The sequence below is a fragment of the Halostagnicola larsenii XH-48 genome (assembly GCF_000517625.1).
Taxonomy (GTDB): domain Archaea; phylum Halobacteriota; class Halobacteria; order Halobacteriales; family Natrialbaceae; genus Halostagnicola; species Halostagnicola larsenii.
The window spans coordinates 2,021,002-2,033,315 of record NZ_CP007055.1 but is presented as its reverse complement, the minus strand read 5'-3'; the positions used below and the strand labels follow the sequence as shown (position 1 = coordinate 2,033,315).

Genomic DNA, 12,314 nt, shown 5'->3' with positions numbered 1-12,314 from the left:
GGGGCCAGCGGGACTGGGCCTGCGGATTCGCGGCCAACCTATTTCCGATAGATCGGTGGTCGTTCCCTATGGGCGATACGACCACCTATTCGGACGAACTCCCACGAGAAGAGGTATCGGATCTGGTACAGGAACTGGCTCGAGAACTGCGAGAGGGCGACACCGCGGAGGTTCGAATCGGAAACAAGATGGTCACGTTGTCGCCGTCGTCTCGGATCGAGTACTCCATCGAGGCCCAGGAACGCTCGCCGATGCTCGGCGGCGCTCGCGAAGAGATTACCGTCGAGTTGTCCTGGGAAGTTTCCGACGATAGCTGAAACCGGCGGTTCGAGCCATTCGTTACGCTTCGCGGAGTTCTTTGACCTTTTCGATGTTCCACGCGAAGCCGCGACCGTCTTCGGTCGGCGTCTCGAGCGCGAACGGCAGGTCCCGTAGATCCGGGTGGTTCACGATGGCTCGCATGCCGTCCTCGCCGATGTACCCCTCGCCGATGAGCGCGTGTTCGTCCTTGTGGGTTCCCACGTCGTGTTTCGAGTCGTTCAAGTGGATGTACTCGAGGTACTCGAGGCCCACCTCGTCGTCGAAGCGGCCGACCGTCTCGTCGACGGCCTCGGGCGTGGTGAGGTCGTTGCCCGCGACCAGCGTGTGGGCGGTGTCGATGCAGATGCCGATCTCGGTCTCGGTGCGGTCGATGATCCCCGCGAGGTGGGCGAACTCGCCGCCGAGTTTCGTGCCGCTTCCCGCGTCGGATTCGATGAGAATCGTCACGTCCTCGGGAACCTCGAGGTCGTCGATGACGCTCGCGGCGTTGTCGAGTCCGCCTTCGACGCCGGCCCCGGTGTGAGCCCCCAGGTGAACGTTTACGTAGGGAATTCCGAGGCGTTCGGCCGCGTCGAGTTCGGCCTGCATGCTCTCTTTGGACTTTCGACGCAAGTCTTCCTTGGGCGTACAGAGGTTGACGAGGTACGCCGAGTGGATCACCCACGGCCCCTCGAGTTTCTCGTCGGTCTCCGCTCGGAACCCTTCGGCGGCTTCCTCGCCGATCTCTGGCTGCGCCCAGACCTGCGGCGAGGTCGTAAACACCTGCCCGCAGTTACCGCCGAAGGCGATCTGGCGGTGAACCGCGTTTCGGATGTCGTCGTACGGTGGAGTCTCTTCGTCCGAGGAAACGCGCGATCCGGAAATCGAAACGTGTGCGCCGACCTTCATAGACCCTCGTCAGTACTGGTTCGTGATAGGTATACCGAAGCGAGGTCGTACTCTTCATCGACCAACGCTCAGCGGATCGTCAGTGTTCGCCCGCCTCGAGTACCTCCCGGTCGCGAACCCACGCGTCGCTGCCGAACTTCCGTTCAGCGAGCGCCTCGGCGGCCTCGAGTTCGTCGGCTCGCCACGAGCCGTCCTCGGCGCCACACCACGTACCGAGCGTGTCGGCGAGCGCGTCGACCGCTCCCGTGCGGTCGAGGTTCGTCTGTTCGCGGATACTCGTCACGCGGTCTGTAAACGTCGTTTCCTCGAGGTCGGCGTCGAAGACGCCGACGTGGCGCGCGGGCTCCATGTCGTAGCTCACCGACCCGTGCTGGATGACGACGTCGCGCTGTCGGTACTGAGCGTTGCCGCTGATCTTCGCCCCGTCGACGACGATGTCGTGAGCTGGGTGGATATCCCGCAGGTAACAGGACGGCTGGTAGATCGACTCCTGTTTGGCGTCGGCGAAGGCGGCATCGACGCCCATCCGGGAAAACGCCTCGAGAATCGGCTCGCAAAACAGTGCATAACAGTCCATAAGATCGCCGGGCACCTCCCCCGCGGGCGCGACGATCGTATAGGAGATGTCGGCGACAGCGTCGTGGTAGATGCCGCCGCCGCCGGTTTGTCGGCGCGTGACGCCGACGCCGTTTTTCCGACACCAGTCCCAGTCGACCGTCTCGGCATCCTGTCGGTAGCCAAGCGAGAGGGTGCTGGGTTCCCAGGAGTAGACCCGAACCGTTCGAAGATCCTCCTCGAGCGCCGTCCGTGCAGCGACTTCCTCGAGGGCCATCTGGGTCGCTCCGTCGCGAGCGTCGTCCCTGATCAGTCGCCAGTTCCGGTTCTCGAGGTTCGTCGCGGTCATATCTCTCGAGACGTGTGGAATCGAGTTAGTGGTTGTGGATGGACTACTTCGGCGGAACGCTGACCAGCCCGGACGGGCGTTCATCAGCCGATGTCGTCAGAACGAACTCCCACGTCGAGGACGCACCGTCGACCGGTTCGGCCTGTGAAATCGAGACCCCTGGCTCGGAACAGTAACGGAACAGTTCGATCGCCAGCGGGAGCGTAACGACGCCCGTTTCGGCCCGCCCGAGCGGGTACGCCGACAGCGTCACAGTCCACGAGCGCGTCCGAACCTGCTGTTCGAGAGCGTTCCGTTCGAGCGTGTACTCATCGAAGAGTGCAACCGACTGTAGACGAGACAGCGCCAACTCCAGCGGTTCGCCGTCCGCGGACGGCGAGGACAGCCGCTCGGCTGCTGCCATGAGAATCGAGGCCTGCGCCTGCGAATCGAGTCGCCGTTCGAGTTCGATCGCCATGCTCTCGAGGAGTCGAAGACAGAGTTCGTCCGGCGTTTCGATCGTCTCTGCGATCTCGAGATATGTGTCCATGATCGCCCGTTCGACCGATTGATGGGGCGATTCGGCGACGGTTTCGAACATCGCTCCCGCGATGGCGTGGCAGAAATCGACGAGCGATTCGTCAGACGCCGATCGATCGGTCGCCGAGGGGAGCAGTGTCTCGCGACCGTCGGCCGACTCTCGAGGGGAATCTGTACTCGCTGTCCCGGGTTCGTTCGGCGGGGATGGGTCTTCGCAGACGATTACGTCGTAGCGCGGGAGCTGCGGATCGTATCGGCGAAGCGCTGCGCGATACTGTTCGGTCGCTCGCGCGGCCGCTCGAGCCGTCGGTCTGTTTTCAAAGCGCAGTCCGATCGCGGGAGAGGGATGTTCGCCGCTTCGTCCACAAACCAGGTAGTACCGGCCCGTCTCCGCCGCGAGTGCCTCGAGGTGCTGGCGAATGTCTCCGAGTGTCGTTCCGATCATTGATCTTGATGCCGCTTCATGATTTAGGCTAGCCTAAAACACTATAACTGCTTTGATTGTTTGACGTGTTGACCGGCGGACGAGGTGGTGGGCTCACATCCCGAGCCGACAACCCCGTGCGTGATGGGCAGCCAAGAGCCGGTGGTACAGACGATGGCCCAACGAGTCATACGATTGGACCGCCATCGACGAAGTTTGTCGGACGGGGAACCCAGATCATCTATCAGTCGAGCTATCGGATTCTCGTTTCACGGTGATTTCCCGTGCCGCCTCGAGGATTCGCTCGTCGTCGACGTACTCGAGCAGTCGTTCCTGCCCGCGGATACGCCGCCGTTTTCGATCCGAACGATCGATATACTGCTCGAGTCGACGGTCGATTTCTCGCTCGCGAATCTCGAGGCGGTCGGCTTCCTCGAGGTCGTGGTCATCGGGCATGCGATCGTCGAAATATTGTTCCCATCGATCCCGGTCGCGCCACTCATCCTCGAGTTCCTCCTCTCGGCGAACCCAGTCGTAGTAGTTCGCTACCGGATCGGGATATCCCTGCTCTCGACGGACGTCCTCGACGACGGTGATACCTGTCCGTGCCCCGCGACCGGCAGCGACGATCGCCTGCGAATCGCTTTCTGTGGACGGCGATGCGACGTACAGCCGGTCGACCGGGGTCGTCCCGTCGGTTTCGGCGTACTCCTTGTTGAACCGCTCGCGTTCCTCCCCGTCGTATTCGTACGATTCGAACATCGCGTTCTCGTCGTCCAGCCCGCGCAGATACGCTCCGCCGTAGCGTGTCGCCGCGATGAGTCGACGTGTGGTGACGTGTTCGCCCTCCTCGAGTTCGACGGTGAACCCGTCCCCGTCGCCGGTTGGTGTAACCGATTCGACGAGGTCGGACACGTGTTCGCAACCGGCTACCTCGGCGTGGTCGTGCATCAGCGCATACAGCGTTTCGATGTCTATCCCTGTCGGAAACCCCAGATAGTTCTCGAGGTGTGCACACCGCTGAATCGAGGAGCGCCCTCGGTCGAAGATGACCGTTTCGAGCCCGTATCGGGCGGCGAAGATGCCCGCCGAACAGCCCGCTGGGCCGCCACCGACGATGACGACGTCGTAATCGAAATCCATTCCTGTATCTAGGTCTGTAGTGGTCATTACGATCTGTTGTCGTTGACGATATCGTTTATCTGCTTGCGATAGAATAGGCCCTTGAGAGCATCGTCGTTACGACGAGTCAGCGCCCAACCCGCTGTATTGGTTCGTCCCATATATTTAGGCCAGCCTAAAATAACAAAGTCGTTTCGATTCTCGTGACCCATCTCACGGAACTGTTTCGGATGAACGCTGAGAGCCAGTTCGCGTAACGCCCGTCGCTATCGTCTTAACCCCAATTGCCGTCCGAACAATTCATCCCGTCCATATCTGTCCACCACGTAAATCGCATCAAACATCGGATAGTGGCCGTCTCAGATAGCGGATGATGATACAGTTCAGCCCAATTTGGTATCGTGCTATGTGGTTTATTGATGGGTATTCACAACGGCCAACTCACCACCCAACGTCACGACGTTTTTACGTACCCGACGGATACACCGTCTATGGTGCGGAATATCGCCGGGCTCTTGCCGGAACTCGAAACGGAGGACTTCTATCTCCTCTCTGGGGTCGAACAGGGGATGCGCTTTTCCGAGTGGGTCCAGCGAGAGAAACTGACGAATTTCTCTGGATTAACTCCTGAGGAGGTAGATTACCGCCTCGAGCGGTGTCTCAAACGCGGATTGGTCGAAAAGAAGACGATCCAGTACGAGGGATATACCCTCCAGTTCGAGGGCTATGATACGCTCGCCCTACGCGCACTCGTCGAAAGTGATACGATTTCCGAGTTCGGATCACCGCTGGGCGTCGGCAAGGAAAGCGACGTCTACGAGGTCAAATCGTACAAACCGCTCGCGCTGAAGTACCACCGCGAGGGATATACGAACTTTCGCGAAGTCCACAAAGAACGTGATTATACCGCCGACAACGAGCACGTTTCCTGGATGTACACCGCGCGAAAGGCCGCCGAACGGGAACACGATATCCTCGAGTCGCTCTATCCCGACGTGTCGGTTCCCCAGCCGATCGGACAGAACCGCCACGCCATCGTGATGGAAAAGATGGACGGCGTCGAACTCTCACAGACGAAACTCGAGGACGAGCAGGTTCAAGGCGTCCTCGATCTCCTGTTGGCAGAGCTCGCTCGCGCGTACGAAATCGGATACGTCCACGCCGATATGAGCGAGTATAACGTCTTCGTCAGTGAATCGGGTGTGAAAATATTCGACTGGCCCCAGGCGGTGCCGACGGACCACGAAAACGCGACGACGTTCCTCCAACGAGATCTGCAGAATCTTGTGGGGTACTTCCGACGAAAGTACCCGAATCACGTTCCGGACGACCTCGAGAGCGATCGCGTTGCAGACGCGATCGTCGACGGCTCGTTCGAATCGATTGCGGATTTTGTCTAACGCTTGTAATCTCCCTTATCAAGAGGTAGAGATTCCGGCTGAGTTACCACGGGAAGTGCCCGTTTCAGGCTGCTTTATGCCGCGCTTGAGTCGATCTCACCGATTTGGACGAAGCCGTAGTCACAATCCGGGCAGTGCCACTTGATTTTCTCGCCGAGGTGCAAAGACGTGCTGGCTGCGCGATAAAAAGTTTTGACCCCGCATTCGGGACATTCGTGTTCGAGTTCCTGAGCCATGCGAGTCGGTAGGGACCGGACCGAGTTTAACGTACTGATTTTGGACACGTGCGTACGACTCTATTGAAGTAATATATTCTATAGTGCTATACAAAATTGGCATCCTCGGTGGAATTCTCGAGTAGTGCTCCCCCAGTGGCGATCTGTTTGGTCCCATGACCGCGATGACTGGGTTGAAAACGTGTCGCTGTCCGCGCCTCGAGGGACTCGCTATCGGCTTCCCTGGTATCCGGATGTACTGCTGAGACGGTATACAGGTCCGTGACAGGTGCTCATCGTTCGGCACGAGCTGCTCGGGGAGCACTGTCGACACTTGAAAGGAAGTCTTAAGTCGAACGCACGGATACAATCGGCTGCGGGTTGGTGATCTAGTCCGGTTATGATACCTCCTTCACACGGAGGAAGTCGGCAGTTCAAATCTGCCCCAACCCACTACTTCTGTCGCGAGCAAATTTACGAGCGACAGGATCGTTACGGTAGGTAGATTTGAATCAGGGAGTGAAGCGAAACGACCGTGGTCCAAATCTGCCCCAGCCCTCTCTGACGACACAAGATGACGAACACAGTGAGGAATGCGTTCGTCAGGAATTGTTTCTGGCGTTTTGATCCCCGACTCACGGTCGAATATCTCTCCTCTATAGAGGCGGGTTCCAATCCGCTTTACTGGCCGAATTCGACATCGTACTCGATGGTAGCGATATCGTTGCTGAAGTTGGTCTGGGTATTGTCTCTCTCCTACTCGAGTTATCGAGTGGCAGCCAGTAGGGCTCTGCTGGGACGCCTTTGCTCGTTGTGCCGCGGGTCGTATCACTCATCTCGGATCTGCTCGCATACCGATGTCTCGTCATGGTGGGCCTACTCAAGATCCTCGAGAAAGGTCACGTCACTCTCTGGGCCGGTACGGATGTCGCCGGTAGATCGTATTGGAGAGGAACAGGCGATAGACAACGTGTATCGCTCATACGGACACAAGGTTCGAACGCAGGAATAGACGTAAAATCGCGCCGACGAACGAATTACTGGATCGAGAATCCGGCAGCCACGGTGAGTAGAAACACCATGAACACCGCGGTTCCCATCATATACGTGATCGCACGCGGTTCTTCGATGAGATGCTGGAAGTACCCCGCGACCAGCAATATTTTTGCGACTGAGAAAACCAGCACGCCAGCCAGTGCTGTCCAGTAGCCGAATTCGATCAGGTCGATTTCGAAGAGGGCGAACTGTGCAGTACCCAGTAGGAGCAGTGCTACGTAAATGAGCGAGTAGGTCCGAATCGACGCCATTGACTGATTATTGGGGGAGAGAGGCACTTATACCTTCCTCATATCGTTTCACAGAACGAGGTTTGAATAGCGATAGTGATGGCTAAGCCAGTGATTTAACACATCAAGATCGACTCGCAGCGTTCGAAGAGAGAGCTATTGCGAAAAAACAGAAAACGAGCCGCTTACAGCAGGTAGAACAGTGGGAACAGGAGAACCCACACGATATCGACGAAGTGCCAGTAGAGACCGAAGTACTCTACCGGTCTGTGATCCTCGAGGTAGGCGTCGATGGAGAGCACTCGGTAGATCATGAAGCCTGCGACGAGCAGGCCGAGGATCACGTGGAGTGCGTGCAAGCCTGTGGTTACGTAGTACAGCGAGTACTCGAGCCCGGAGAACCAGTACTCTCCGTGGCTAAACTTCTGGGTGTACTCGTAGGCTTTCACACCCATGAACGCGAACCCGAGCAGTATCGTCGCGCCGAGGGTTGCAAGCAGCCCCTTCTTGTTCTGGCGTTCGGCCATCACGAGCGCGAGGATGACGGTGAAACTCGAGGTGATCAGGATATAGGTGTTCAACAGTCCCGGCCAGGTGGCGAACGGAACCGTTTCCCAGTTCGTCCAGCCCATGTGGATCCGCATGAACACGTACGCGCCGATTGCGGCGCCGAAGACGACGACGTCGGATGCGAGGAACACCCAGACGCCCATCTTGGCGTTGTCGACGCCGCCGAACGGCCAGCGTTCGGCGATGGCCATCTCAGGTGCGTTGAACTCCTCGACGCCGAATTTAAACAGCGTGATCGCGAGGATTCCGAGTCCGACGACGGTCAGTGCCGGGAACATGATATTCGGTTCGGCGGCGGGGCCGGTTGGCAAGCCGCCGGCGATTTCGGTGTTTCCGGCGTCGACCTCCGACTCCATGAACCTGTACACGAACGGCGTCAAGCCGCTGATGCCGAGGAAGGTGACGAACGTTCCGAGACCGATCCCGAATGGCCAGATACTGGCGTGATCGGCGTGTTCTGCTTCCTGCTGGGCGACAGCCGTCTCGGCTGTAACGCCGCCGTCAGTTGCTTTTGCGGAGTCATCGACGAACTCGAGCTGTCCGCTCGCGTAGGATGGGCGGCCGCTCCAGTTGTCGAGTGGCGGTGGCGATGGAATCGCCCATTCGGCCGTCCGCGAGTACTTCCACGGGTTGTCGGGTGCTTTCGGCCCGAAGAGATAGCTGTGGGCGAACGTGATGAACATGATCGCGATAGACGACGCGAGGATGAACGCGCCGACCGTCGCCATCTGGTGGTAGATTTCCATTCCTTCCCCGTAGTTGAAGACCCGGCGTGGGGTCTCCCAGGCGAGGAACATCGGGAAGTAAAGCAGGTTGAACCCGAAGAAGTAAACGGCAAAGTTGAGTTTGCCGAGTCGTTCGGAGTACATCTTCCCGGTTATCTTTGGCCACCAGTAGTACAGTCCCGCGATCAGTGCGGTGACGCCCGAGACCATCACGTAGTGGAAGTGAGCGACGACCCAGTAGGTGCCACGGAACTCGTAGTCGAGCACGACGGCACCGAGGAAGACTCCGGTAATACCGCCGAGGATGAACAGGACGAGCGCGCCGAGGCTGAACAGGAACGGCGTCGTAAACCGGACGCGTCCCTTGACCATGGTGTAGATCAGCGAGAACACCATCAGGTCGAACGGTAACGAAATCCCGATGGTAGTCGCCATGATCAGCGTCTTGATTTCTAGGTTGATCGTCGTCAGGAACATGTGGTGCATCCAGACGAGGAACGACTGGACTGCCACGAGGACCATCGCAATAATGACCCACTTACGCCCGACGAGCCGTCGACCACAGAAGGTCTGGAACGTCTCGAACATGATCCCCAATGCGGGGAAGAAGACGATGTACACCTCCGGATGGCCGAAGAACCAGAACAGGTGGCCCCAGAGGAGCCCCGATCCTTGATCGGTCGCGAAGTACTGGGTCATCATCACCCGGTCTATCCCGAGGAGTAGGAGTGCTGCGAGCAAGGCTGCGAACGCGAACAGCATCATCCAGACCGTCAGAAGCCACGACCAGGTAAACAGTGGAATGTTCCACAGACCGAGTCCTTCTGCACGGGACCGGTGGATCGTCACGAGGAAGTTCACCGTCCCGATCGTAATCGAGAGAACGAACAGGATCAACGCGAAGATCGTCGCGGTTCCGCCTGTCGTCGCTTGAACGGCTGGCGTGTACGTCGGAACGTTCAATGGAGCGTACATCGTCCACCCGCCCGCAAACGTTCCGCCCTGGAAGAACGAGAGTGCAATCAGCAGTCCCGAAAACAGGTAGAACCAATAGCTCAACGCGTTCAATCGCGGAAACGCGAGATCTTTTGCTCCGATCTGTAACGGAACGAAGTAGTTCGCAATCCCACTCGCAATCGGCGAGAGGAACCAGAAGACCATCACCAGCCCGTGGGCTGTAACAGCCTGGTTGTAGCCGCTGTTAGAGAGGATTCCGGTGCCACCACTCTCCCAAAGATGGACACGGAACAACAGTGCGAACAATCCACCAAGGACGAGGAAAAACAGTGCTGTGATGATATACAGCACGCCGACATCCTTGTGATTTGTCGTGACCAGCCACCGTTTGATTGACGTTTTTGGCGGAAGATCACTCATCAATTCTCACCCCCCTGGTCTCCACTACCGCTCTCATCGTCTCCATCATTGGTATTTCCTGATTCGTCATCACCCGAGCTTTCGTCGTCGGGTGATTCGAGCGTGTACGTCTCCTCAGTCGGTCCGGTGAAGTCGAGTTCCTCTTCGACCGGTTCGAACTGAGAGCCGTCTTCCGGCGTGATCACGAGATCGTAGGTGCCGCCCTGATCAATCTCGTTGATCGTGATCGAGCCGTTTTCGAACTCGGAGCCGTCGTAGGAGTAGTCGTGACCGTCCTCCTCCGTGTGCTCGAGCGTGATCTCGTCGACGCCGTCGGTTACCGGTTCTTCGTTTCCGTCTTCGACCGTAATATTGAGTGTGAACTGCTCGTCAACCCACTCTTCGTACCGGTCCTGTTCGTAGACGACGAGGTCACCCTCCATATTTGAGTGGCCTGAACCGCACAGTTCGTAGCATTCGATTGCACCTTCGTGTGTGCCTGTTTCGTCGGCGATGAACCATGTTTCATCGTGTTCACCGGGGATTGCATCAGCCTTCACCCGCTCCTGACTTATCCCAAAGGTGTGCCAGACGTCTATTGATGTGACGTTTAACTCGACATGTTCACCGGCCGGAACGACCAGTTCGGTGGGTTCGAGCCCGTTATCGTACTCGTAGGACCAGCTAAACGTTGCCCCCTGTACGTCGACCTCGACTGCGGGCTCTTCGTCCGGTCCGTCCTCGACGTAGAGGAGCATACCGTAGGTCCAGACGATGAGTGCGATAACGACGATCGCACTCAGAATGAACGAGACGAATAGTTTCTTGCCGCTGCCTCCGCCTGTCGGAAGTTCTCCGAGTGCCGGCAGATTTTCGTCGTCGGATCGGTCCTCCGTATCACGGTACTTGTACGAGTTGTACAGTGTATACGAAATGACGAGAATCCCGACGAGCGTACCGAGCGCGAGGAAGACGAGGAAGATATCCCCGAACACGTCTGAACGTGTCATGTCTTCTGCACCCGTACCCATCTGCAATGGAGTCGGAGTTGGAAGTGCGCTGTAGATTGTGTTCACCTCTATTGTAAACCGGGTATATGTCGGACGATGCTCGCTGGGAGCACTTATCTATTTGGAAACGTTGGCCTGTCGCTAGTCACGACTGTCCGCTCGATACAGCCGTGTTACGAGCCGTTGTGTGCTCTCTAGTCCGTACGTCCTTGTTCGACCCATGGGTCTTTTTTCTGTCGCTCTCAATCCCGGGTTCTCGAATAGAAAGAGCGTATTACCGCTCGAGTCGGCCATTTATACGAATATGTTCGGGCTATCAGCACAACACACTATTTTACCGCTCCCGCCACACCTGCCGCGCATACTCTTTCGTGCGTTCGGCCGAGCCGCGCGCGGAGCTTACCACTATCTGACGTTCTCGCCTTCGAACTAGATCGGTCGTTTCGGCCATGGAAACGACCTCGCTATACCTCGACGGCCCACACTTTCGTCGCCTCGGGAAGCACGTAGACGGTTTGAATTGCCGCGTCGAGAAATTGTGCGATCCGCTCCGGGTCGGTAGTCGCGCGTAGGCGCACATTGATGCCGTCTGCGTTTTCGGGCCGCGTCAGTTCGTCGATGCTGAACGCGGGGAAGTCCGAGAGGAGTGATTTCAACCGCTCGAGTTCGTCGTTCGTACAGTCGAGATTGATAGTGTCGTCTGCAAACTGGAGCCACGGAATACCGTGCTCTGCAACTGCCGGATTCCCCTCGAGAGAACTTTCGTCGACTTCGATCGTCAGAAATTGACTCTCACGTTCCCGGTGAGCGGCGATCGCGTCGGCGTACAGGGCCCGCCGCGTTTCGGGGTCGGCGGCGTCGAATCTGGTCATACCTGTGTCACGCTCTCGTTTCTTTAAGCCTTTATGCGACGGTGCGGTACTGGCTCGTATGGCACAGCCACGAATTCTGATCCTGGGGGCGCCCGGGGCCGGGAAAGGAACACAGAGTGCGAAGATCACCGACCACTTCGATATCGAGCACATCACGACCGGTGACGCCTTGCGTGCAAACAAAGGGATTGACATCTCCCACCTCGGTCTCGAGTACGACACGCCGGGCGAGTACATGGACGCCGGCGAACTCGTCCCCGACGAGGTCGTCAACGAAATCGTCGACGAAGCGCTCTCGCAGGCCGACGGATTCGTTCTCGACGGCTATCCGCGAAACCTCGAGCAGGCCGAAGAACTCGAGTCGATGACCAAGCTCGATCTCGTGCTCATGCTGGACGTGAGCGAAGACGAGCTCGTCCACCGGCTCACCGGTCGTCGGCTGGACCCCGAGACTGGCGATATATATCACGTCGAGTATAACCCGCCCGAAGACGACGAAGTCGAAGAACGACTCGTCCAGCGGGACGACGACACCGAAGAAACCGTCAAAGAACGCCTTCGGGTGTATCGAGAGAACACCGAACCCGTAATCGACCATTACGAGGACGCGGGGGCCCTCGAGCGCGTCGACGGCGAGCAGGCTCCCGAACAGGTCTGGGAAGACGTCAGGGAAACGATCGAGACGACGACCTGAAGCGCACG

Annotated in this window: 12 protein-coding genes and 1 tRNA gene; 4 read left to right on the top strand and 9 right to left on the bottom strand. The window is 58.1% G+C overall.

What is annotated here, in order from left to right:
• Positions 1-68: 68 nt before the first annotated feature.
• Positions 69-317, top strand: coding sequence for an amphi-Trp domain-containing protein (locus tag HALLA_RS10340; protein ID WP_049953278.1), 249 nt, complete (start codon positions 69-71; stop codon positions 315-317).
• Positions 318-339: 22 nt separating this feature from the next.
• Here the strand turns inward: HALLA_RS10340 and HALLA_RS10335 are convergent, their stop codons facing one another.
• The 4 genes from HALLA_RS10335 to HALLA_RS10320 all read right to left on the bottom strand — a co-directional run bounded on the left by HALLA_RS10335 (position 340) and on the right by HALLA_RS10320 (position 4,226).
• Complete coding sequence (locus HALLA_RS10335; RefSeq protein ID WP_049953277.1) at positions 340-1,209, bottom strand: deoxyribonuclease IV; 870 nt, start codon at positions 1,207-1,209, stop codon at positions 340-342.
• Positions 1,210-1,288: 79 nt separating this feature from the next.
• Positions 1,289-2,113 carry a lipoate--protein ligase family protein gene (locus tag HALLA_RS10330; RefSeq protein WP_049953276.1) on the bottom strand — a complete coding sequence of 275 codons (825 nt, stop codon included), beginning with the start codon at positions 2,111-2,113 and terminating at the stop codon, positions 1,289-1,291.
• A gap of 43 nt (positions 2,114-2,156) precedes the next feature.
• Entirely contained in the window at positions 2,157-3,077 is a 921-nt protein-coding gene (locus HALLA_RS10325) for a DUF7551 domain-containing protein (RefSeq protein ID WP_049953275.1), read from the bottom strand.
• Positions 3,078-3,293: 216 nt separating this feature from the next.
• Positions 3,294-4,226 carry an NAD(P)/FAD-dependent oxidoreductase gene (locus HALLA_RS10320; RefSeq protein ID WP_049953274.1) on the bottom strand — a complete coding sequence of 311 codons (933 nt, stop codon included), beginning with the start codon at positions 4,224-4,226 and terminating at the stop codon, positions 3,294-3,296.
• A gap of 443 nt (positions 4,227-4,669) precedes the next feature.
• On the opposite strand from HALLA_RS10320, the gene HALLA_RS10315 reads away from it, so the two are divergent.
• The gene (locus tag HALLA_RS10315; protein WP_049954075.1) at positions 4,670-5,578 is read left to right on the top strand and encodes a serine/threonine-protein kinase RIO2; all 909 of its coding nucleotides are present in this window, start codon (positions 4,670-4,672) and stop codon (positions 5,576-5,578) included.
• A 74-nt stretch (positions 5,579-5,652) separates the two neighbouring features.
• On the opposite strand, the gene HALLA_RS21830 is transcribed toward HALLA_RS10315, so the two are convergent.
• Positions 5,653-5,814 carry a DUF7838 family putative zinc beta-ribbon protein gene (locus HALLA_RS21830; RefSeq protein WP_449272278.1) on the bottom strand — a complete coding sequence of 54 codons (162 nt, stop codon included), beginning with the start codon at positions 5,812-5,814 and terminating at the stop codon, positions 5,653-5,655.
• Between the two features lie 357 nt (positions 5,815-6,171).
• On the opposite strand from HALLA_RS21830, the gene HALLA_RS10310 reads away from it, so the two are divergent.
• Positions 6,172-6,246: transfer RNA gene (locus HALLA_RS10310), tRNA-Val, on the top strand.
• Between the two features lie 584 nt (positions 6,247-6,830).
• Here the strand turns inward: HALLA_RS10310 and HALLA_RS10305 are convergent.
• From HALLA_RS10305 to HALLA_RS10290, 4 genes are all read right to left on the bottom strand, one after another.
• Entirely contained in the window at positions 6,831-7,100 is a 270-nt protein-coding gene (locus HALLA_RS10305) for a cytochrome C oxidase subunit IV family protein (RefSeq protein ID WP_049953273.1), read from the bottom strand.
• 164 nt (positions 7,101-7,264) lie between these two features.
• Positions 7,265-9,751: a cbb3-type cytochrome c oxidase subunit I gene (locus tag HALLA_RS10300; protein ID WP_049954074.1), complete on the bottom strand. Its 2,487-nt coding sequence runs from the start codon at positions 9,749-9,751 to the stop codon at positions 7,265-7,267.
• Positions 9,751-10,761, bottom strand: a complete 1,011-nt coding sequence (gene coxB / locus HALLA_RS10295; RefSeq protein ID WP_049953272.1) for a cytochrome c oxidase subunit II — start codon at positions 10,759-10,761, stop codon at positions 9,751-9,753. Before coxB ends, HALLA_RS10300 begins: the two co-directional genes overlap by 1 nt.
• 443 nt (positions 10,762-11,204) lie before the next feature.
• A complete protein-coding gene (locus HALLA_RS10290) occupies positions 11,205-11,612 on the bottom strand; it encodes a hypothetical protein (RefSeq protein WP_049953271.1) in 408 nt (135 codons plus the stop codon).
• A 58-nt stretch (positions 11,613-11,670) separates the two neighbouring features.
• Between HALLA_RS10290 and HALLA_RS10285 the strand changes: the two genes are divergently transcribed.
• On the top strand, positions 11,671-12,306 hold the full coding sequence (locus HALLA_RS10285) for an adenylate kinase (RefSeq protein WP_049953270.1): 636 nt from the start codon (positions 11,671-11,673) through the stop codon (positions 12,304-12,306).
• The last annotated feature ends 8 nt before the right edge of the window (positions 12,307-12,314 follow it).